At 70.6% G+C, this 20,296-nt stretch carries 20 protein-coding genes and 1 tRNA gene; 10 read left to right on the top strand and 11 right to left on the bottom strand.

The features are described from left to right. Positions 1-6 precede the first annotated feature (6 nt). On the top strand, positions 7-1,164 hold the full coding sequence (locus tag A3CQ_RS0136670) for a pyridoxal phosphate-dependent aminotransferase (RefSeq protein ID WP_020515940.1): 1,158 nt from the start codon (positions 7-9) through the stop codon (positions 1,162-1,164). On the opposite strand, the gene A3CQ_RS0136665 is transcribed toward A3CQ_RS0136670, so the two are convergent. After that, the gene (locus A3CQ_RS0136665; protein ID WP_026206617.1) at positions 1,071-1,844 is read right to left on the bottom strand and encodes an AAA family ATPase; all 774 of its coding nucleotides are present in this window, start codon (positions 1,842-1,844) and stop codon (positions 1,071-1,073) included. The two genes, A3CQ_RS0136670 and A3CQ_RS0136665, sit on opposite strands and share 94 nt — an antisense overlap. Positions 1,845-2,161: 317 nt before the next feature. Here A3CQ_RS0136665 and A3CQ_RS58075 point away from each other — a divergent pair, with 317 nt between their 5' ends. Continuing rightward, positions 2,162-2,827 carry a phosphatase PAP2 family protein gene (locus A3CQ_RS58075; RefSeq protein WP_051115461.1) on the top strand — a complete coding sequence of 222 codons (666 nt, stop codon included), beginning with the start codon at positions 2,162-2,164 and terminating at the stop codon, positions 2,825-2,827. A 60-nt stretch (positions 2,828-2,887) separates the two neighbouring features. Beyond that, positions 2,888-4,750, top strand: coding sequence for an FtsX-like permease family protein (locus tag A3CQ_RS0136650; protein WP_020515936.1), 1,863 nt, complete (start codon positions 2,888-2,890; stop codon positions 4,748-4,750). Here the strand turns inward: A3CQ_RS0136650 and A3CQ_RS0136645 are convergent. From A3CQ_RS0136645 to A3CQ_RS0136635, 3 genes are all read right to left on the bottom strand, one after another. Beyond that, positions 4,747-5,772 carry an ABC transporter substrate-binding protein gene (locus tag A3CQ_RS0136645; protein WP_020515935.1) on the bottom strand — a complete coding sequence of 342 codons (1,026 nt, stop codon included), beginning with the start codon at positions 5,770-5,772 and terminating at the stop codon, positions 4,747-4,749. The two genes, A3CQ_RS0136650 and A3CQ_RS0136645, sit on opposite strands and share 4 nt — an antisense overlap. After that, complete coding sequence (locus tag A3CQ_RS0136640; RefSeq protein ID WP_020515934.1) at positions 5,765-6,517, bottom strand: ABC transporter permease; 753 nt, start codon at positions 6,515-6,517, stop codon at positions 5,765-5,767. The genes A3CQ_RS0136645 and A3CQ_RS0136640 overlap by 8 nt, the downstream gene beginning before the upstream one ends. 88 nt (positions 6,518-6,605) lie before the next feature. Further along, on the bottom strand, positions 6,606-7,403 hold the full coding sequence (locus A3CQ_RS0136635; protein WP_040433715.1) for an ABC transporter ATP-binding protein: 798 nt from the start codon (positions 7,401-7,403) through the stop codon (positions 6,606-6,608). Between the two features lie 169 nt (positions 7,404-7,572). Here A3CQ_RS0136635 and A3CQ_RS0136630 point away from each other — a divergent pair, with 169 nt between their 5' ends. The 3 genes from A3CQ_RS0136630 (at position 7,573) to A3CQ_RS0136620 (ending at position 10,706) form a co-directional block, all read left to right on the top strand. Continuing rightward, complete coding sequence (locus tag A3CQ_RS0136630) at positions 7,573-9,162, top strand: sensor histidine kinase (protein WP_020515932.1); 1,590 nt, start codon at positions 7,573-7,575, stop codon at positions 9,160-9,162. After that, complete coding sequence (locus A3CQ_RS0136625; RefSeq protein WP_026206614.1) at positions 9,159-9,821, top strand: response regulator; 663 nt, start codon at positions 9,159-9,161, stop codon at positions 9,819-9,821. Before A3CQ_RS0136630 ends, A3CQ_RS0136625 begins: the two co-directional genes overlap by 4 nt. A 363-nt stretch (positions 9,822-10,184) precedes the next feature. Continuing rightward, positions 10,185-10,706, top strand: coding sequence for a hypothetical protein (locus tag A3CQ_RS0136620; protein WP_020515930.1), 522 nt, complete (start codon positions 10,185-10,187; stop codon positions 10,704-10,706). A gap of 98 nt (positions 10,707-10,804) precedes the next feature. On the opposite strand, the gene A3CQ_RS0136615 is transcribed toward A3CQ_RS0136620, so the two are convergent. Then, positions 10,805-10,877, bottom strand: a tRNA-Asn gene (locus tag A3CQ_RS0136615). 182 nt (positions 10,878-11,059) lie between these two features. On the opposite strand from A3CQ_RS0136615, the gene A3CQ_RS0136610 reads away from it, so the two are divergent. Beyond that, entirely contained in the window at positions 11,060-11,350 is a 291-nt protein-coding gene (locus A3CQ_RS0136610; protein ID WP_020515929.1) for a hypothetical protein, read from the top strand. Positions 11,351-11,458: 108 nt separating this feature from the next. Further along, positions 11,459-12,019: a class I SAM-dependent methyltransferase gene (locus A3CQ_RS0136605; protein ID WP_020515928.1), complete on the top strand. Its 561-nt coding sequence runs from the start codon at positions 11,459-11,461 to the stop codon at positions 12,017-12,019. 3 nt (positions 12,020-12,022) lie between these two features. Here the strand turns inward: A3CQ_RS0136605 and A3CQ_RS61295 are convergent, their stop codons facing one another. Both A3CQ_RS61295 and A3CQ_RS55360 read right to left on the bottom strand, forming a co-directional pair. Then, entirely contained in the window at positions 12,023-12,463 is a 441-nt protein-coding gene (locus tag A3CQ_RS61295; RefSeq protein ID WP_157296783.1) for a hypothetical protein, read from the bottom strand. A gap of 88 nt (positions 12,464-12,551) precedes the next feature. Beyond that, the gene (locus A3CQ_RS55360) at positions 12,552-14,915 is read right to left on the bottom strand and encodes an NEW3 domain-containing protein (RefSeq protein WP_020515926.1); all 2,364 of its coding nucleotides are present in this window, start codon (positions 14,913-14,915) and stop codon (positions 12,552-12,554) included. Between the two features lie 176 nt (positions 14,916-15,091). Here A3CQ_RS55360 and A3CQ_RS0136590 point away from each other — a divergent pair, with 176 nt between their 5' ends. Further along, on the top strand, positions 15,092-16,450 hold the full coding sequence (locus tag A3CQ_RS0136590; RefSeq protein ID WP_020515925.1) for a cellulase family glycosylhydrolase: 1,359 nt from the start codon (positions 15,092-15,094) through the stop codon (positions 16,448-16,450). Positions 16,451-16,593: 143 nt separating this feature from the next. Beyond that, positions 16,594-16,884, top strand: coding sequence for a DUF1905 domain-containing protein (locus A3CQ_RS0136585; protein WP_020515924.1), 291 nt, complete (start codon positions 16,594-16,596; stop codon positions 16,882-16,884). A 1-nt stretch (position 16,885) separates the two neighbouring features. On the opposite strand, the gene urtE is transcribed toward A3CQ_RS0136585, so the two are convergent. From urtE to urtB, 4 genes are read right to left on the bottom strand one after another with little or no spacing between them, the layout of a single operon-like run. After that, positions 16,886-17,578 carry an urea ABC transporter ATP-binding subunit UrtE gene (gene urtE / locus A3CQ_RS0136580; protein ID WP_020515923.1) on the bottom strand — a complete coding sequence of 231 codons (693 nt, stop codon included), beginning with the start codon at positions 17,576-17,578 and terminating at the stop codon, positions 16,886-16,888. Beyond that, positions 17,578-18,324 carry an urea ABC transporter ATP-binding protein UrtD gene (urtD, locus tag A3CQ_RS0136575; RefSeq protein WP_020515922.1) on the bottom strand — a complete coding sequence of 249 codons (747 nt, stop codon included), beginning with the start codon at positions 18,322-18,324 and terminating at the stop codon, positions 17,578-17,580. Before urtD ends, urtE begins: the two co-directional genes overlap by 1 nt. Next, positions 18,321-19,403, bottom strand: a complete 1,083-nt coding sequence (gene urtC / locus A3CQ_RS0136570) for an urea ABC transporter permease subunit UrtC (protein WP_020515921.1) — start codon at positions 19,401-19,403, stop codon at positions 18,321-18,323. The genes urtD and urtC overlap by 4 nt, the downstream gene beginning before the upstream one ends. Continuing rightward, on the bottom strand, positions 19,400-20,287 hold the full coding sequence (urtB, locus tag A3CQ_RS0136565) for an urea ABC transporter permease subunit UrtB (RefSeq protein WP_026206612.1): 888 nt from the start codon (positions 20,285-20,287) through the stop codon (positions 19,400-19,402). The genes urtC and urtB overlap by 4 nt, the downstream gene beginning before the upstream one ends. Positions 20,288-20,296 lie beyond the last annotated feature (9 nt).

The following is a 20,296-nucleotide window of genomic DNA, read 5'->3' as shown; positions in this document are numbered from 1 at the left end:
GAGGCCATGGCCGTCTTCGAACCCAGCGACATGACCGTTCTCGTCGACACCAATGTCCGCTTCGATCTCGCGGAGAGCACCTGCCTTCCCGTACGGATGGGAGAGCTGGCCGATCCGGCCGAGCTGGCCGATGTTCCGCTCGGCTACGGGACCGTGCGCGGCGACGCGGGACTACGCGAGCTGATCGCCGGGAGCACCGGGGTCGAGCCGGGTCAGGTGCTGGTCACCGTGGGTGCGATCGAGGCGATGTTCCTGCTGGCCCAAGCCGTCTGCGGGCCGGGGGACCGGGTGCTGCTGCTCACGCCGTGCTTCCCGCCGGCGCGTACGGTTCCGGCGGGGCTCGGGGCCCGGATCGATACGGTGCCGCTGTCGTTCGACGAGGGGTACCGGCTGCCGATCGAGCGGGTCACGGCGGCGCTCCGGCCGGAGACGCGGCTGGTGTCGCTCGCGTCGCCGCAGAACCCGTCGGGGGTGCGGTTCACCGACGGGGAGCTGCGGGCGCTGGTCGACGCGGTGCACGACCGAGCCCCCGGCGCCGTGGTGCTTGTGGACGAGACGTACCGCGAATCGACGTACGGGAAAATGGCGAAGCCACCCTCGATCGCGACCCTCGCTCCCAGCGTGATCACCTGCTCGTCGGTCTCGAAGGCGCACGGCGCGCCCGGGCTGCGGCTGGGCTGGCTGACCACGACGGACCCGGCGCTCTACGACCGGCTGCGGGAGGCGAAGTTCCAGACCACGATCTCGTGCTCGCGGGTCGACGAGTTCCTGGCGGCGCGGGTGCTCGGGCGGAGCGGGGAGATCCTCGCCGCGCGGGCCTCATTCCTGGAGGGTGCGCTGGCCGAGCTGGTGCGCTGGGCCGAGAAGCAGCGGGTCGAGATCGTCGTGCCGGACGGTGGGCCGATGTGCTGCCTGCGCCTGCCCGCCTCGGTCGATGTGGCGGCCTTCCATCGGCGGCTCGCCTCGCTCGAGACGCGGGTGGCGCCGGGGGCGTGGTTCGGCTCGGAGGATCGGGTCGTGCGGGCGGGCTTCGGCCACCTGGGCGCGGACGATTTCCGGAAGGCGCTGGATCACGTGGCGGATGCTCTGGCCTTCGCCTCGGCCTCTGCCAGCTCGGCCTCTGCCAGCTCGGCCTTTGTCAGCTCGGCTCGGACCAGCGTCTGACCGGACCGGACGGCGGCGGCCAGTCGGGCCCCGCCACGGATCGCGGTGAAATCGGGCGCGGCGTAGCCGACCTCGAGCGGTCCGGCGTCGTCGCCGCCCGGGTGAATGCGGAGCGGGTCGAGATAGCAGGCCAGGTTGTCGTCGTCGAGCGATACGAGGATCGCCTCGACGATCTCCTCGGGCGTGGCCCGAGTGCTGTCGCAAATGATGTCGTAGTTGCGCAGGCGCGTCTTGTCGGCGCCGTATGTGGTGAGGAACCGGATGCGCTCGCTCTCGGCGCGGTACGCCAGCTGGGTGCGAGCCTCTTCGAGCGTCGCGTAGTTCTCCACCTCGGTCGGCCGCCCGAGCACCCGCCACGCCGCGACGGTCGGCTCGGTGATGAGATGCACCTTCCGCGCATCGGTGAAGAAATGCCAGGCCAGCCGGCTGTCGACGACGAGCCGCTCACCGGACGCCGCGATCTCGCACTGGATCTGGTCGATGTAGGCGTCGATCTTGCCGTCGAGCTCGGCATGGAGGTTCAGCTGGAGGGCGCTCAGTCCGCGCTGCGCGGCCATTTCCCGATAGAGGTCGCCGATGCTGATGCGCCGGACGCCGAGGCGCCGGGCCAGCAGGACGGAGACGGTGGTCTTGCCGCTGCCGAGATCACCGTTGATGACAACAGATCGTCCTGAGGCCATGCCCCACCCTAGCCTCCGTCCACCTCGCCGGCCTCCATCCGAAGGATCCGGTCGCAGGTCGCGGCGACGCGCTCGTGACGCGTCGCCAGCAGCACGGCGGCACCGCGGTCGGCGCGCAGCTCCGGCGGACCGGTCTCGCCGCGCCGCCGCAGGTGGGCGTCTAACCGTGCGCGCAGCCGACACCCTGGTCGTCACCGACGACCAGGACCTTCGACGGAATGACCAGGCTGTTCACGCGCCCGGATCCTTACACCGCCGGTTCAGCGAATTCTCAGCCGGCCTCAGCTCCTACAGGCTGTAGGAGCTAGGCTCGGCCGATGGTGGTGAGCGCCGAGCGCCGGGTGTCCTGGTGGTGGCTTGTCGGCTCCTCGGCGGTGGCGTTCGTCCTGCTTGTCGTGCTGGTTCTCGTCCGCTTCGACCCGCTGGTGGATTTTGACAGCCGAGTGAGCCGAGCCACGCGCTCCGCGACGCTGGCCCACCCGCTCGGCCGGGCCGTGATGTCGGCGATCACGGCCACCGGGAGCACGCGGATCCTCGGCCCGCTCGCCGCGCTGGGCTGCGCCGTCCTGCTGGCGTTCAGGCGGTGGCGGGAAGCGTTCTTCGTGGCCGTCGCCATGATCGCGACGGTCGCGATCCGGTTGGCCGTGGTGACACTCATCGCCCGGCCGCGGCCGACCGACCGACTGGCCCCGGTCGCGAGCTACTCGTTCCCGTCCGGCCACAGTGCCGCGTCCGCCGCGGCGGCCCTGATCCTGGTCGTGGTCTGCCGGCCGCTGTTGCGCCGTCGATGGAGCCGCATTCTGCTGTACGCCGTCGCCGGGTCCTGGGCCTTCGCGGTCGGCCTGAGCCGGGTCGCGCTCGCGGTGCACTGGCCGACGGACGTTCTCGGCGCCTGGCTGTTCGTCCTGATCATCGTGCCCGCGGTCGGTCTGCTGCTGGACAGGCTCTCTCCCGGTGAGGGTCTCAGGGATCACCCTGATTGACGGAGCGGTACCGCTAACGGTTATCTGGTAGCTAACGGTTATCGGTGGAGGCGGGCGATCATGAGCGAAGTGGTGCTGCGTACCCGGAAGGCTCGGGGCGAGTGGGTGATGGGCCGATCCCTGCTCGTGCTCCGGCTCGCCTGGCGCGATCTGCGCCGCCGCCCGGTCGAGGCGATCCTCGCGTTGCTGGTGATGGCCGCGGCCACCACGACTCTCGCGATCGGGCTGGCCCTGCACGGAGTGACCGACCACCCCTACGAGCAGACGCGTTCGCAAACCGCCGGACCCGATGCCGTGGCGGGCTTCCTGAGCGAGGGCGGCGCACCGCCCACGACCGCCGATGTCGACGCGGTCACGCGCCTGCCCGGCGTGACCGCCCACGGTGCACCGATGCCGCTGGCACACACCACGTTGTCGATGGCCGGGCGTACCGCAACCGTGCAGGCGCTGGGCCGGGCGCCGGACGGCGATCCGGTCGATCGGCCGCTGCTGACCTCGGGCAGCTGGATCGGCGCCGGCTCGGTGGTGCTCGAGCGCGCCTTCGCCGACGCCATCGGTGCGCGGGTCGGCGATCAGGTCTCACTGGGCGGCCAGTCGTTCCGGGTCGGGGGTACGGCCGTGAGCGCGGCCCTTCCGGCGTATCCGAGCAGCCTGTGCCACCTGTTGTGCTTCGCCGGGGTCGCACCCGGTCCGCACGCGTTCGACCTCGGCCTGGTCTGGCTGACCCCGGCCGATCTGGCGAAGGTGCACGATCGCACCACCCCCGCCGTGGTCTATCTGATCGACCTGCGGCTGTCCGACCCGTCCTCGGCCCCCGCCTTCGCCGCGGCTCACGGCACACTGCCCGGCCCCGGTGCGAGCGGGCCGTTCGTGCTGAGCTGGCAACAGATCCGCGACGCCGACGCCGGGGTGACCCGCTCGGCCCAGGCCGCGTTGCAGGTCGGCGCTGTGCTGCTCGCCCTGCTCGCGGTGGCCGGACTGGCCGTGCTGGCCGGCCGCCGCACGCTGGAGCAGACCCGGCGGGTCGGCCTGCTCAAGGCGGTCGGGGGCACCCCCGCCCTCATCGCCCTGGTGCTGCTCGTCGAGCATGTCGCGCTGGCCCTGCTCGCGGCGGGGGCCGGCCTTGGCCTGGGCCGCGTTCTGGCCGGCCGGTTCACCGGTCCCGGCGCCGGGTTGCTGGGCTCGCCCGGCCCGGTCTCGCTGACCGGCGCCACCGTCGCGGTGGTGTTCACCGCCGCCCTGCTCGTGGCGCTCGCCGCCACGCTGCTGCCGGCGCTGCGGTCGGCCCGTTCCGCCACCATCACCGCGCTCGAGGCGCCCGCCCGGACGCCCCGCCGCGACGGCCGGCTGATCGCGCTGTCCGCCGGGCTGCCGGTCCCGCTGTTGCTCGGGCTGCGTCTCATCGGCCGCCGGCCGGGCCGCGCGGTGCTGTCGGTGCTCAGCACCGCGGTCACGGTCACGGGCCTGGTCGCGATCCTGACCAGCGCCACCGTCGCCGGCCGCGACACCGGTGGCCTGCACAACCTGCGCACCGAGCGGCTCACCCAGGTCACCGCCACGATCACGGTGATGCTTCTGGTGCTGGCCGCGGTCAACATCGTGTTCCTGACCTCGGCGACGGTTGCCGATGCCCGGCACACCTCGGCGGTGGCCCGCGCGTTCGGGGCCACCCCGAGCCAGGTGGCGGGCGGACTGTCGGCGGCACAGGTCGTGCCGGCCGGGCTCGGCGCGCTGGTCGGAGCGCCGGCCGGCCTGATCGTCTACCGCCTGGTGACCCGGACCTCGCTCACGATGCCCTCCCCGGCCGGACTGGCCGCGGTTCTGGTGGGGGTGGTGCTGGCGGTGGTGGTCTGCACGGCGATACCGGCGGGCATCGGCGCACGCCGGCCGGTGGCCGACGTGCTGAGTGCCGACACCGCCTAGCCGGCCACCTTCGCCGTGAACTGCGTGGTGTACGTCTTGCTCAGGTCGACCTGGTCCTTCTTGCCCTTGACGTTGGGGGAGAACTGGCTGAGCACCTCGAGAACGTTCTTCGCGCCGTCCTCCTTCATGAGGCCGTCGCCGTTGAACATGCCGATGCTGTCGTGCACGGCCTTGGCGTACAGCTGAGGATCGCCGGCCGCATAATCGGCGGGCATCTTGGCGGCGATCTCCTCGGCGCTGTGTCCCTTGATCCAGCGCAGCGTCTTGACGAACGCGTTGGCCAGCTTCTGCACCTGCTCCGGATGGCTCTGCACCCAGGCGCAGTCCATGTAGAGCGAGCTCGCCGGATACAGCCCGCCGAGCGCCTGCTTCGCGCCCTGCTCGGTCCGCATGTCGAGCAGGACCTTGCCCTTTCCGGTGCTGACCAGCTTGGCCGCGGTCGGGTCCGTGGTCATCCCGGCGTCGATCCCGCCGTTGTCGATCGCGGCGATGAACGTCTGCCCGGCGCCGGCCTTGACCGTGGTGTAGTCGGCGCTGGTCAGCCCGCCCTTGGTGGCGAGGTACTGGGTGAGGAAGTCGGTGGACGAGCCGGGGCTGGTCACGCCCATCTTCCTGCCCTTGAAGTCGGCCGGTGCCTTGATCGACGACGCCTTGCCCGCCGCGACGATCTCCACCTCGCCGGGGACGTCGGCCAGCTGGACCACGCTCGTGATGCATTTGCCCTTGGTCTGCAGGTCGATGGTGTGGTCGTAGAAGCCGACCACCCCCTGCACGTCGCCGGCGATCAGCACATTTTCCGCGGTCGCACCGGACGGCTCGGTCAGCAGCTGCACGTTCAGGCCCTCCGCCTGGAAGCCGCCGAGTTGCTCGGTCAGCTTCGCGGGGAGGTAGATCACCTTGTCGATGCCGCCGACCATGATCTTGATCGGACCGTCGGAGGCCGCGGAGGCGTCGGGGCCGGTGCCACGACACCCGGCGACAAGAACGGCGAGAGCGGCGGAAACAGCGAGGAATTTACGCATAGTTATCTCCCGATGTCTGTGCGGGTGGGCGCCACCGGAGGAGCCGGTTCTCCAGCAGCGTGAGCAGCCATTCGGCGAGCAACGCGACGACCGTGATGATGATCATTCCGGCGTAGATCCCGGCCGCGTCGAACGTGCCCTGGGCGTTGGCGATGAGGAGCCCCATCCCCTTGTCCGCGCCGGCGTACTCGCCGACGACCGCGCCGATCAATGCGAAGCCGAACGCGGCGTGCAGCGACGCGAAGATCCAGCTGGTGGCGCTGGGCACGACGATCGAGGTGAGCACCTGGGTGCGGGACGCGCCCAGGATGCGGGCGTTGTTGACGAGGTTCCGGTCGACCTCGCGGGCGCCCTGGAAGGCGTTGAAGAACACCGCGAAGAAGACCAGCACCACCGCGGTGGCCACCTTCGAGGTCAGTCCCAGCCCGAACCAGATGATGAACAGCGAGGCCAGCACGATCCGGGGTACCGCGTTGGCGGCCTTGATGAACGGCGCGGCCACCTCGGCCGCGAACCGTGCCCGGCCGAGCAGGATGCCGAGCACGACGCCGGCCACCGCGCCGATCAGGAAACCGAGCACCGCCTCCTCGAGGGTGACGGCCAGCTGCTTCCAGATCGATCCGAACGCGGTGCCGGTCGTGAACCAGTCGACCAGCCGCCCCCCGATGGCCGACGGCTTCGAATAGAAGAACGGATCGATCCAGTGGGTGGCCGCGTACTGCCAGCTGGCAAGCCAGACAACCACCAGACCAAACCGGACCGACCACAATCTCGTACGCCGATGGGTCCGTGTTCCGGTGATCTCCCGGACCTGTTCGGGCGCGACAGTCATCTCAGCCTGCACGGCTCGCCTCCTCACGGGCGCGGGCCACCTCATCGCGCAGGCAGGCCCAGATCTCGCGGTACGCGGCGGTGAACTCGGGCGTCATCCGGATCTCCTCGACGTCGCGCGGCCGACGAAGCGGCACGTCGAAGATCGCCTTGACCGTGGCCGGGCTCGAGGTCATCACCACCACCCGGTCGGCGAGCGCGATCGCCTCCTCGAGGTCGTGGGTGACGAAGACGACCGCCGCGCCGGTGCCCTGCCACAACCGCAGCAGCTCGTCCTGCATGAGCTGCCGGGTCTGCACGTCCAGCGCGCTGAACGGCTCGTCCATCAGCATGATCCGGGGCTCGTTGACCAGGGTCTGTGCCAGCGCGACCCGCTTGCGCATGCCGCCGGAGAGCTGATGCGGGTAGTAGCCGGCGAACTTCGCCAGCCCGACCCGCTCGACCCAGACCGTGGCCTTCTGCCGCGCCTCGGCCTTGGCGAGGCCGCGGTAGCGCGGGCCGGCGGCGACGTTGTCGAGCACCGAGCGCCAGGGGAGCACGGCGTCGGACTGGAACATGTAGCCGACGCCGTCCGGGATGCCGCGGACCGGCGTACCGTCCACTTCGACCTCGCCGCTGGACGGCGGTTCCAGTCCGGAAACCAGCGACAGCGTCGTCGATTTTCCGCAGCCGGTGGGGCCGACCACGGCGACGAACTCGCCGGCCGCCACCTCGAAGGTCAGATCCCGGACGGCGGTGTGCGGTCGGCCACCCGTGCCGGGGAAACGCTTGGTCGCGTTCCGCAACGCTATTACCGTCACGGCGAGCGCCTCCTGTCGTGTTTCGCGAACGTTTCGATTCCGCGACCGTAGGAAGACCGCCCGGCGGCCGGAATCCTTGCGGGCGTTGCGGCGCTAACCCGCGTTGACCGCGTATTGCTCGTTTTGCTCACGGCCGCGGATCGAGGTTCGTGGCGTTACAGTGCGGGGCATGCCGCGCCGGCCCGTTCCGTTCGCCTGGCAGGTCATGGGCCTGCAGGTCGGAGTGCTCGTGGTGGTCTTCGGGCTCGGCTGCGCGCTGATCGGCTGGCTCTTCGACCGCGAGCTCACCGAGCAGTACGGCAGCCGCGCCCTCGCCGTCGCGCACACCCTTGCCGCCGACCCCGCGATCGCGGCGGCCGCCGCCGTCGAGGATCCGGGCGGTGCTTTGCCGGCCCGGGCCGAGGCCGCCCGGGCCGCCAGCGGAGCGCTCTTCGTCGTGATCACCGACCGGCATGGCATCCGGCTCGCCCACCCCAACCCGCAGCGCATCCACGAGCAGGTCAGCACCGATCCGTCCGCGGTGCTCGCCGGGCGCGACACGATCAACGTCGAGCGCGGCACGCTGGGCCTCTCGGCGCGCGGCAAGACGCCACTGCGCGCCCCGGACGGCAGCATCGTCGGCGAGGTCAGCGTGGGTTTCAACGTGGCCGAGATCCGCGGGTACGTGTGGCAGCAGCTCGGCCTGGCCGGCATCGTCGCGGGCTGCGCGCTGCTGCTCGGCGTGGCCGGGGCGGCCTTGCTCAGCCGCCGGCTCAAGCGGCTGACCCTCGGTCTGGAACCGGCCGAGCTGGCCGAGCTCGTTCAAGAGCGGGAGGCGGTGCTGCGCGGCATCAGCGAGGGCGTGCTGGCCGTTGACGCGACCGGCCGCGTGTCGGTGTGCAACAAGGAGGCCGTACGCCTGCTCGGCGCCGGCCCCGCGCCGGGCACCCCGGTCGCCGAGGCCGATCTGCCGCCGGGGCTGGTGGGCGTGTTTGCGCTACGCGCGGCCGACAACGTGATCACCGTGGCCGGTGACCGGGTGCTGGTGGTCAACTACCGGGCGGTCCGCCGAGACGGCCGCGACCTGGGCGGCGTGCTGACCCTGCGGGACCGCACCGACCTGGAGAACGTGACCCGTGAGCTCGATTCGGTGCGCACGCTGAGCAGCGCGCTGCGCGCCTCCCGGCACGAGTTCGCCAACCGGCTGCACGTCCTCTCCGGCCTGCTGCAGAACGGCTACCGCGACGAGGCCCTCGAGTACCTGCACGCGGTCGCCGGCGGCACCCCGGCCGCGGCCGGCCCGGTCGGCGCCGTCGACGACCCGTACCTGCAGGCCTTCGTCGCGGCGAAGACGGCCGAGGCGGCCGAGCGCGACGTGCGACTGACGCTGTCCGACACCAGCTGGGTCGGCACCCGGGTCACCGCGCCGGTCGAGGTGACCACCGTGCTCGGCATCCTCGTGGACAACGCCCTGGAGGCGGCCCGGCTCGGCGCGCGGCGGCCGGCCTGGGTCGACCTGGCCCTGCTGTCCGACGACGACGCGCTGTACATCTCCGTGGTGGACTCCGGCGACGGCCTGACCCCGGCGCTCGGCGAACAGGTCTTCACGGCCGGCGTCAGCACCCGTGGCGAGCAGGGGCGTGGACTCGGCCTGTCGCTGGCCCGGCAGGCCGCCCGGCAGCTCGGCGGCGACGTCACGCTCGCCACCGCGGCCGGCGACGGGCACGGCGCGGTCTTCGAGGCGAGGCTGCCGCACGCGCTGGTGCCGGTCGCTACATGATCAGAGTGCTCGTCGTGGAGGACGACTTCCGGGTCGCGAAGGTGCACGTGGACTTCACCTCGCGGGTGGACGGCTTCACCGTCGCGGGTACCGCGCGTACGGCCGCCGAATGTCGCTCGATCCTCGCGGCGCGACCGGTCGACCTGGTGCTGCTGGACAGCTACCTGCCGGACGAGCCCGGCCTCGACCTGCTGGCCGAGCTCAGCGCCGACACCATCGTGTTGACCGCCGCATCGGACACCCGGTCGGTACGCCTCGCGCTCGCCCGCGGCGCCCTCAACTACCTGGTCAAACCGTTCACCGCGGAGCAGCTGGGCGAGCGGCTGACGGCCTACCGCCGGTACCGGGCGGCGCTGGCCGGGGATCGCCACCTGGGGCAGGAGGAGATCGACCGGGTGTGGCGGCTGCTGCACGAGGGCGACCGGCCGGCCGTTCCCAAGGGCCAGTCCGCGGTGACCGTGCGCCTGGTCAGCGAGACTCTGCGCCGCGCCGGCGAGCCCCGCACGGCTGCCGAGATCGCCGACGAGCTGGGCATCTCCCGGGCCACCGCGCAACGGTATCTGGCCGCTCTGGCCCGCGACGGGACGGCCGAGATGCGCCTGCGCTACGGCACCACCGGCCGGCCCGAACATCGCTATCGATGGGTCGGAACCGGTTGACACCTTTCAGCGTTTCCTAGGGTTCCGTCAGTAGCCTCCGCCGATGGGTTCCGCCATCCGACACGTGCTCGGCGTGCTTCCGCGCCCGGCCCGGGAGTGGTTGCTGCGCCACCGGGAGGTGACCAACTGAGCGACTTCGCCTCCGGGATGGTGGCCGGGACGCTGCTGGCGATGGGGTTCCGGCTCTGGGCGTACCGAACCTGGGTGTTCCCTCACCGCCGGGTGCGACCGGTGCAAGGGGGAGCGCAGCCGCCCATGCCCGAGGAACGGGCCGCCTGACCAGCGGTCACCTCCCCGAAATCAGGGTTATCTTCGGGAGTCCACCGATGGCCCGGCGGGACCGGGAGGTCGGAGACTCCGCCCATGCGCCTTCCGTACCTGCTGCCGGCCGTCGCCCTGGCCATCCTGATGTCGTCCTGCGCGCCGAAATCCGCGGTCCGCGCCCCGGCTGCTCCGGCGGCCTCGGTGGCCGGCAACGCGGTCCACCTGACCGCCTACACCGACAACGACGGTCCCACGTCCACCGTCGTCCTCGACGGCGCGGTCGGCGACTTCGGCCAGGCGAGACGAGACAAGAACGAGCTCGACCTGGTGCTGGCCCACGGCTCGTTCCGGCTGGACATCGGGGACCTGGAAAGGACGTTCGCCGGCGGCCTGAACAATCTCGCGATCAACACCGCCACCTGCTCGGCCACGGCGAGCGTGCGCGGTGCTGTCCCGGTCGCGGCGGGCTCGGGAACCGGCTCGTACCGGCGTATCAGCGGCACATTCGACCTTACGATCACCCTGGACGAGGTCTATACGCCGAACTCGTGCACCGAAACGAGTGCCTACCTGGCGCAGTCCATCGTCATCACCGGCCCCGGCACGGTCGTTCTCCGCTGACGGTCCGGCCGCGGTGTGACCGAGAACACAACGGGGTTTCAATCGGGGGCCGACCGGCCGACTAGACTCGAGTGTCACCAGGAAAACCCTGGTCAGAGCTCCCCCATTTGGACTCGAACCAAAAACCTGCCGGTTAACAGCCGGCTGCTCTGCCAATTGAGCTATGGGGGATCGTGCAGCACCGTCTTGCTCGGTGCCGGGGAACAGAGTACATGACCACCCGCCCCCGGTGCGAAGGGGTTGCCCGGGCGCGCCGCACCGGGGTGAAACACCTGGTGCGGGAGTACCGGGCGGGCAGGATGGGTATGGCACCGAGAGACGCACGCGCGTCACGTACGGAAGGAGCCGCCACCATGCGCGGAAAGCTGATGTTCCTCACCGGCCTCGCGGCGGGCTTCGTCCTGGGCAGCCGGGCCGGCCGGGAGAAGTACGAGGAGCTCCGGGAGAGCGCCAAGAAACTCTGGGACAGTCCGACGGTCCAGGAAGCGGCCGGTGTCGCCCAGGCGCAGGCCACGAAGCTCTACTCGGAGGGCAAGGACAAGCTCCAGTCCTCCAAGCTCGGCGAGAAGCTCCACGCCGTCAGCGACTCGACCCCGGCGGATTCACTGGCCGGTTCGAACAGCAAGTCGCCCGGCAGCATCTGAGTTCCCAGCTTCGGTACGACGGAACGGCCGCCCCATCCCGGGGCGGCCGTTCCGCGTTTCGCGCCGGGATAGTGTGGGCTCGTGGCTCAGGACAATCTCTGGCGGCGGATGGTGGCGGAGAACCCGGAGCACTCGCGGCGGTACATCCAGCGGTTCCGGGATCTCGCGGCCGGCGGCACGGACCTGGGCGGCGAGGCTCGGATGATCGACGCGATGGTGGGTCGCGGAGCCCGGATTCTGGACGCCGGGTGTGGCACCGGGCGGGTCGGTGGGTTTCTTCTCGAGGCCGGCCATGAGGTGGTCGGGGTCGACCTCGATCCGGAGCTGATCGCGGTCGCCCGTCAGGAGCATCCCCGGGGCGAGTGGATCGTGGGAGATCTCGCCGAGCTGGACGTCCGGGGCGAGTTCGACTTGGTGTTCTCGGCCGGGAACGTCATGACGTTCGTGGCGCCGGGCACGCGGGTGGAGATCCTGCGCCGGCTGGGTGGGTGCTTGCGCGAGGGCGGGCGGGTCGCGGTCGGCTTCGGGGCCGATCGGGGGTACGACTTCGACGCCTTTCTCGCCGACGCCGCGACCGCCGGCCTCGCGCCCGAGCTGCTGCTGAGCACCTGGGACCTGCGCCCGTTCACGCCCGCGTCCGACTTCCTCGTGGCGATCCTGGCGCGCTGAGAGTCAGGTGGTCGTCCCGTCCTGAGCGGCGCCGGCGCCGGTGCCCTGCTGGGTCGAGCCGGTGCCGCCCTGCTGCGTCGAGCCCTGCTGCTGGTTGCCGAAGCCGCCGCCGTCCATCCCGCCGCCGGGACCGCCGTTGCCTCCTCCGGGGAACTGGCCAGCGCCGGGGCCACCCTGCTGGGTGGAACTGCTGCCGCTGTCCACCGCCATGCCGATGCCGAAACCGGCCCCGCCGGCCAGTGCCGCCGTGAGCGCCACCGCCGCGATCACCCTCTTCCCCGTCCACCGAGCCGAGCCGGGCGCCGCCGAGCCGGGCGCAGCGGTAGTGGGAACGCCCGCCGGGGCCCACTCTCCCTCGAGCGGAGCCGTGACCGGCTCGGGCAACGACGAGGGCGACGACGAGGGCAGCGGCGAGGGCTGGTGTGCGACCTGATCAGTGGACATGTGCATCCTTCCGAGTCGGAGAGCTTCCCCAGAAGGTGCTGTCGCCACCTGTCGGCAGCCTATGCCTGACGTATCCGCCGACTGAGACTTACTCGGCCCGGATGTTGTCGATCCAGACGTCCCCTCCCGTGTTCAGGAAGACCCAGACCGCCCGGATGTCGGCCGGGTCGAGCGTCACCCCGGCCGGGCAGCCGATCTCGTCGAACGAGCGCGTCACGGTCCGGCTCCCGCCGGGGTTGGTCCAGGTCCACTGCCCACCCTGGCACCACGTGTACGCGTCGCCGACCTGCACCGCGAACTCGCCGACACTGCCGAGCCCGGACGTTCGCATGTCGAACTTGAGCGCATGCGCCCCGCTGAGATCGAACGGCGACGGCAGCGCCGGCCCGAACCAGTTCCCGTTGACCGGCGTGTGCACGAGCAGCCCGGCCGACCCGTCGGTCGCGAACGCCGGAGACTGCTCGACCGACCCGCCCCCGTCCGCGTTGGCGATCCCGAACCCGTCCGTCCCCGACTCGAACGAGAACAACGTCCGCGACGAAGGCAGCACCGGATCGCCGGGCCCGGCCGAACCGCAGGTCAGCACGGGCTGCGCCCAGTCCGCCTCCCCGGTCCCGGCAGTCACGAGCCGCAGCCAGGTCGCGCCGCTCAGGGCAGCGGTCAGCGTCCCCGACGACCCCGCGGCCACGAGCGTGTCGTCCGCGTACACCTCAAGAGTTCCGCCCGAAATATCCGACACGAGCGAGCTGCACGACCCGCCCAGGTAGTAGCTCAGCGACGCCGGCGCCAGCGTTCCGATCCCGCGCACATAGACGTGGTCACCGATCGAGATGAGGTTCCCGGCGCTGTTCTGGTCGTAGAACACCGATCCGCTGACCGCCGCCGCCCGCACCGTGCTCAGGTGAAGCCGGCCGCCGGGCGGCGCGTTCACCACATTCACCCCGAGGGTGCTCGCGCTGGTCTGCCGGTGCCGGCCTCCCCAGACGTACGAGGCGGAGATCGTCACCGGATATGAACCCGCGGCCGTTCCCGCGGGCGCCGTGACGGTCCAGCTCGTTGCGAAAGAGGCGTCGGTGGCCAGCGACCGCCGCGAAGCCGAGGCGGCCGTGGCCGTCCACCCCGCCGGCCCGGTGACCTTCACGCGTACGTCGCCGATGGCGCCGGCGCCCCGATTGGTGATCGTGGTCGTCAGCGGAATCCCCGCCCCCGGAACGGCCGTGCCCATGCTCCCGGCCACCGTCACCGACGGCGCGAGGGGCCGCGGATCGCCGACCGGCCGCACCCTGTAGACCACGGTCCCGTGCGCCGGAACCGCCGTCTCGATCGTGCGCGCGGCCTGCGTGACCGCCCCCGACCACACGTACCGCAGCCGATACGCGGACGCCCGCGGCAGCCCGGTCGCCGAGGCCGCGACCCCGACGGTGGCCAGCGTGTCGGTCGAGTTGTAGAGCGCGATCGCGTGCTCTCCCGACGCCAGCGGCTTGTCCAGCACGAGCAGCCCGCCCGAGTCCGACACGACCCGCCCCTGCGCCCCGAGCCGGTCCTGGTCGATCCCGATGACGTCCCGGTTGGTGAGGATCGCGAGCGTCTCCGCCGGCGCCGACCGCAGGTCCGTCCCGATGATCAGCGGCGCGGCCATCATCGCCCACATGCTCATGTGCGTCCGGTACTCGGTCGCGGTCATCCCGCCGTTCCCGATCTCGAGCATGTCCGGGTCGTTCCAGTGCCCGGGCCCGGCGTAGGCCGACAAACCCACGTTCTGCGCGATGATCGACTTCAGCGAGGGCCAGTTGTCGCTGATGTCCCCGGTGGTGCGCCACAGGTGTCCGACGTCGGCGCCCCACGTCCAGGGCTGGGTCGTGCCCCACTCGCAGATCTCGAAGACGATCGGCCGTCCGGTCGCCCTGAGCGCGTCCCGCATCGCGGTGTACCGCCGGATGTACTCGGCCTGCGTACCGTCGGATTGGTTGTAGCAGTTGTCGTATTTGAGGTAGTCGACGCCCCAATCGGCGAAGGTCCGGGCGTCGAGCGCCTCGTGCCCGAGACTCCCGGGGTAACCGGCGCACGTGTTGGTGCCCGCGTCGCCATAGATCCCAAGCTTCAGACCCTTCGTGTGTACGTACGCAGCCGTGCCCGCGATCCCGTCGGGGAACTTGACCGGGTCCGGCAGCAGCCGGCCGGTCGCCGCGTCGCGCTCCTTCAGCGCCCAGCAGTCGTCGATGTTGACGTACCGGTAGCCGGCGTCCCGGAGCCCCTCGCTCACGAACAGGTCGGCGGTCTGCTTGATGAGCTGCTCGTTCACGTCGCAGCCGAACGCGTTCCAGTCGTTGAAGCCCATCGGCGGCGTGCGGGCGAGCCCGTCGTCGAGCGCGAGCGCGGGCGTGGCCGGCAGGGCGACGGCGGCGGCCACGACGGTCAGCGCCGCGGCCGCGACGGCGAGGAATCTGCGCATGGGCGGGACGCTACGGCAGACATCCATGGCAATCAATGGGAGCGCTCCCGATTGACGGAAGCCGATGCGCTGGGTAGTTTTCAGGCACTCGACATCCCCCGAGGGCGAGCACGTTTGCCGGTCAGGCGGCGGGCTGGGGTAGCACTTCCCCCTTCCCCCGTTTCCTGAGGCAGGTCATGAAAAAGCAGCTCAGCATCCTCGGCACCGTCCTGGCCACCGTGGCCGCGGCGGTACTCATGTTCGTCAGTCCCGCCTACGCGGCCACCGGCCTGCACATCAGCGGCACGAACATCGTCGAGCGCAACGGCTCGACGTTCATCATGCGCGGCATCAACCACGAGCACACCTGGTTCACGAACCAGACCAGCTCGTTCGCCAACATCAAGGCGACCGGCGCCAACACCGTCCGGGTCGTGCTTTCCGGCGGCCGGTGGACCGCCAACAGCGCCACCGACGTGGCCAACGTGATCGCCCTGTGCAAGCAGAACAGGCTGATCTGCGTGCTCGAGGACCACGACACCACCGGGTACGGCGAGGACGGCGCCGCGTACACCCTCGACCAGGCCGTGAACTACTGGATCGGCCTCAAGAGCGTGCTGGTCGGCCAGGAGGACTACGTCGTCATCAACATCGGCAACGAGCCGATCGGCAACACCAACCCCGGCCAGTGGACCGCCGCCACCGTCGCGGCCATCCAGAAGATGCGCAGCAACGGCTTCCAGCACCTGCTGATGGTCGACGCGCCGAACTGGGGCCAGGACTGGCAGTACACGATGCGGGACAACGGTCAGACGGTGCTCGACGCCGACACCCAGCACAACACGGTGCTCTCCATCCACATGTACGCGGTGTTCAACACCGCCTCGTCGATCACGTCCTACCTGGACACCTTCAAGTCGAAGGGCTGGCCGCTGGTCATCGGCGAGTTCGGCTGGCAGTTCGACTCCTCGCAGGTCGACGACCAGACGCTGATGTCCGAGGCGGTCAAGCGCGGTCTCGGCTACATCGGCTGGTCCTGGGCCGGCAACAACGACCCGATCCTCGACATGACCAACAACTTCGACCCGAACTCGCTCACCACCTGGGGTCTGCGGATCGTCAACGGCACCAACGGGATCAAGGCCACGTCCAAGCAGGCCTCGATCTACGGCACGACGACCGGCACCCCCACGACCAGCCCGACGAGCAGTCCCACCAGCAGCCCGACGACATCGCCGACGACGATCCCGCCCACCGGCGGCTGCACGGCGACGTACTCGATCGTCGGTTCGTGGCCGAACGGCTTCCAGGGTGACGTCAAGGTGACCGCGGGCAGCTCCGCGATCAACGGCTGGACCGTGACCTGGACGTACGCCAACGGCCAGACGGTGAGCCAGGCCTGGAGCGCCACGGTGACCAGCAGCGGGTCGTCCGTGACCGCCCGCAACGTCAGCTACAACGGCAAGCTGGCCGCCGGAGCCGCCACGAACTTCGGCTTCCTCGGCTCGTGGACCGGCACGAACAGCGTCCCCACGCTCAGCTGCACCGCGAGCTGAACACCGCTCCCGAGGGCCGGTCCGCCGCCGGCCCTCGGGGGTAGCGTGCCTCCGGTGGTCGTGACGTCGGTGCGCGAGACGGCCCCTACCCGCTCGACGTCGCAGAGGGGACCACGTCGGCCACGCTCTACTAGCCTGTCGGCATGGACCTTGAGTTCACCGGGGAGATGTGGTTCTGGCGGGGGCCGGCGCCCTGGCACTTCGTCACCGTGCCCGACGACGAGTGCCAGGCGATCGCGTCGGCCGCCTCGCTGGTCACGTACGGCTGGGGAATGATCCCGGTGACCGTCAGGATCGGGCGGACCGGGTGGACCACATCGTTGTGGCCCAAGGACGGGAAGTACATAGTCCCGGTCAAGACGTCGGTGCGTACGGCCGAGGGCATCGATGTCGGTGACACCGTGACCGTACGTCTGGTGGTCGACGCTCGTTAGGTCAGACGGTCAGGGCCTGGCGGACCTTGGTCTCGGCGCCGGCACCTCCCTCGCCGGACGAGGTCAGGCGGCCCGCCTCCAGGACGTAGTAGCGCTGGGCCGCGGTGAGGGCGAAGCCCACGTGCTGCTCGACCAGCAGGACGGACATGCCGCCGCGGGACGCCACCGCGAGGATCGTCTGCTCGATCTCGGCCACCACCGAGGGCTGGATGCCCTCGGTCGGCTCGTCGAGCAGGAGAAGACGAGGGCGGGTGATCAGCGCCCGGGCGATGGCCAGTTGCTGTCGCTGGCCGCCGGAGAGGAGACCGGCCCGCCGGGACATCAGGTCACGCAGGGCGGGGAACAGGTCGAGCGCCTCGGCCGTGGCCTGCTTGCCGTCGCGGCGGCCGTCGGCGACCAGCTGCAGGTTCTCGGCGGTGGTCAGGTGGGGGAAGCACTGCTGGCCCTGGGGGACATAGGCCATGCCGCGTGCCACCCGCTGATGCGGCGCCAGGCGGGTGATGTCGTCGCCGTCGAGCAGGACGCGGCCTCGGCGGGGCCTGAGGAGGCCGACCGCGCAGCGCAGCAACGTGCTCTTGCCCGCGCCGTTGTGGCCCAGCACCGCGGCCACTCCGTCCTCGGGAACCATCACCGAAACGCCGTGCAGCACGACGCTCCGGCCGTACCCCACGTGTACCTCGTCGAACTGGAGCATCAGGCCACCTCCGAGGCGGACGGTGCGTGGCCCAGGTAGACCTCCTGGACCCGGGGGTCGGCCTGCACCTCGGCAACCGTGCCCTCGGACAGCACCTTCCCGGCGTGCATCACGGTGACCGTGCGGGCGAAGCGGCGCAGGAAGTCCATGTCGTGTTCGATGACCAGTACCGTGCGGTCGGCGGCCAGGCGTCCGAGCAGGTCGCCGGTCGCGTCGCGCTCGGACTGGCTCATGCCGGCCACCGGCTCGTCCAGCAGCAGGAGCTTGGCGTCCTGCACGAGGAGCATGCCGATCTCGAGCCACTGTTTCTGCCCGTGGGCCAGGGTGCCGGCGAGCTCGTCGCGTACGGCGGAAAGCCCCACGGTCGTCAGCGCCTCGGCCACCGACGACGGCACCTGGCCACGAGCGCGAAGCAGGCTGAGCGGATGACGGCTCCAGCCGGCGGCGATGTCGAGGTTCTGCAGCACCGTGAGCTCCTCGAAGACCGCCGCCGTCTGGAACGTGCGTCCGACGCCCAGCCGCGCGATCCGGTGTACCTTCCGCCCGAGCAGCGCATGGTCGTCGAACGTCACCGAACCGGTCGCCCTGACCAGGCCCGTAATGGCGTCGATCAATGTGGTTTTGCCGGCGCCATTGGGACCGATCACGAAGCGGACGTCGCCCGCCGGCACCTCCAGGTCGACACCGTCGACGGCCACGAACCCGTCGAACACCACGCGCAGGTCGCGCACCGTGAGCCCGCTCATTTCCTGGCCTTTCGCAAAAGCCGGGGCAGTGACGCCAGCCCGCCCGGGAGAAAGACGATCGGCAGAATGAACAACAAGCCTTCGAAATAGGTCCAGGCCGAGGGGACCCGCTCCGAGAGGGCCGTACGCGCCCAGGCCACCGCGACCGCGCCGAGAGCCGGCCCGATCAGGCTCGCCCGCCCGCCGACCGCGACCCCGACCACGAACTCGATCGAGGGCACCACGCCGACCAGCGCCGGCGAGATGATCCCGACGGCCGGCACGAAGAGGGCGCCGGCCAGCCCGGCCATGCCCGCGGCGACCACGTACGCGACGAGCTTCACGTTCGCCGGGTCGTAGCCGAGAAACCGCACCCGCTCCTCGGCGTCGCGCACCGCCACCAGCAGTTCCCCGTACCGGCTGCGCATCAGCTGCCACGCCACCGCGAGCATGAGCAGCAGCGCCCCCGCGATGATGAAGTAGATCATCTTGCGGTTGACCGGGTCGTTCAGGTCGTACCCGAAGAAGCCCTGGATGTCGGTGAGTCCGTTGGTGCCGCCGGTGGTGCCCTGCTGGCCGACCAGGAAGATCGCCATGGCCGCCGCGAGCGCCTGCGAGAGGATCGCGAAGTAGGCGCCGCGCACCCGCCGGCGGAAGATCAGCTGACCGAGGAGCAGGGCCACGAGCATCGGCAGCGCCACGGTTGCGACCAGCGCGAACACCGGGTTCGCGAACGGGCGCCACCACCAGGGGAGCGCGTCCAACTGTCCGTACAGCTGCATGAAGTCCGGCAGGTTGCCGGCGCCCGCGTCGGCGAGCTTGAGGTGCATGGCCATCGCGTACCCGCCGAGGCCGAAGAAGACGCCCTGGCCGAGGGTCAGCATGCCGCCGCGCCCCCAGGCCAGGCCGATGCCGACCGCGATGATGGCGAGGCAGAGGTACTTGGCCAGCAGGCCGAGCCGGAAGTCGTCGAGCGCGGCCGGGGCGAGCGCGAAAAGGGCGACGGCGCCGGAGGCGAAGCCCGCGGCCGTTTTCCAACCGGTCCGTTTCCGGCTCGGCTTGATCGGCGGCGCGACGGGAGGAGAGGCGACAGCGGTCATGCGAGACTCCTCGTCCGCAGCGTGAACAGCCCCTGCGGCCGCCACTGCAGGAACGCGACGATGACGATGAAGACGATCACGCTGGCGACGCTGACCGTGGTCGTGTACTCCACCATGGACTGCAGGATGCCGAGGGCGAACGCGACGATCACGGTCCCCTTGAGCTGGCCGATGCCGCCCACGACGACCACCAGGAACGCGTTGACGATGATGTTGGTGCCCATGGCCGGCCCGATCGGGCCGATCAGGGTGAGCGCGACCCCGGCGATGCCGGCCAGGCCTGAGCCGATGAAGAAGGTGAGCCGGTCGACCCGCCCGGTGGCCAGGCCGGACACCGCCGCGAGGTCACGGTTCTGCACGACCGCGCGGATCCGCCGGCCGAGCGAGGTGGTCTTGAGGACCAGGGTGAGCGCGGCCACGGCGGTCAGGGCGAGCACGAGGATGAAGACCCGGCTGCTGGCGATCACCAGGCCGCCGGGCAGGTGGATGCTGCCGGTGAGCAGGTCGGGCGCCCGGGTCTGCACGTTGGGCGCGCCGAAGATGTCCCGGGCCGCCTGCTGCAGGATCAGCGCCACACCCCAGGTGACCAGCAGCGTGTCGAGCGGCCGGCCGTAGAGGCGGCGGATCAGCAGGAATTCCAGCAGCACGCCCATCGCCCCGGCGACCGCGAAGGCGATCGGCAGGGCGACGATCAGCGATGCTCCGGCGCTCGTGATCACCTGCTGGAGCACGTACACCGTGTAGGCGCCGGCCATGATGAACTCGCCGTGCGCCATGTTGATCACGTTCATCTGACCGAAGGTCAGGCTCAGCCCCAGGGCGATGAGCAGCAGCACCGCGCCGATGCTGATTCCCGTGAAGAGCTGGCTGAGGACCAAAGTCAAGGTCAAACC

The sequence above is a fragment of the Paractinoplanes globisporus DSM 43857 genome (genome assembly GCF_000379645.1).
GTDB lineage: Bacteria > Actinomycetota > Actinomycetes > Mycobacteriales > Micromonosporaceae > Actinoplanes > Actinoplanes globisporus.
The sequence above is the reverse complement of the archived record's forward strand: the minus strand, read 5'-3'. Positions and strand labels throughout refer to the sequence as shown.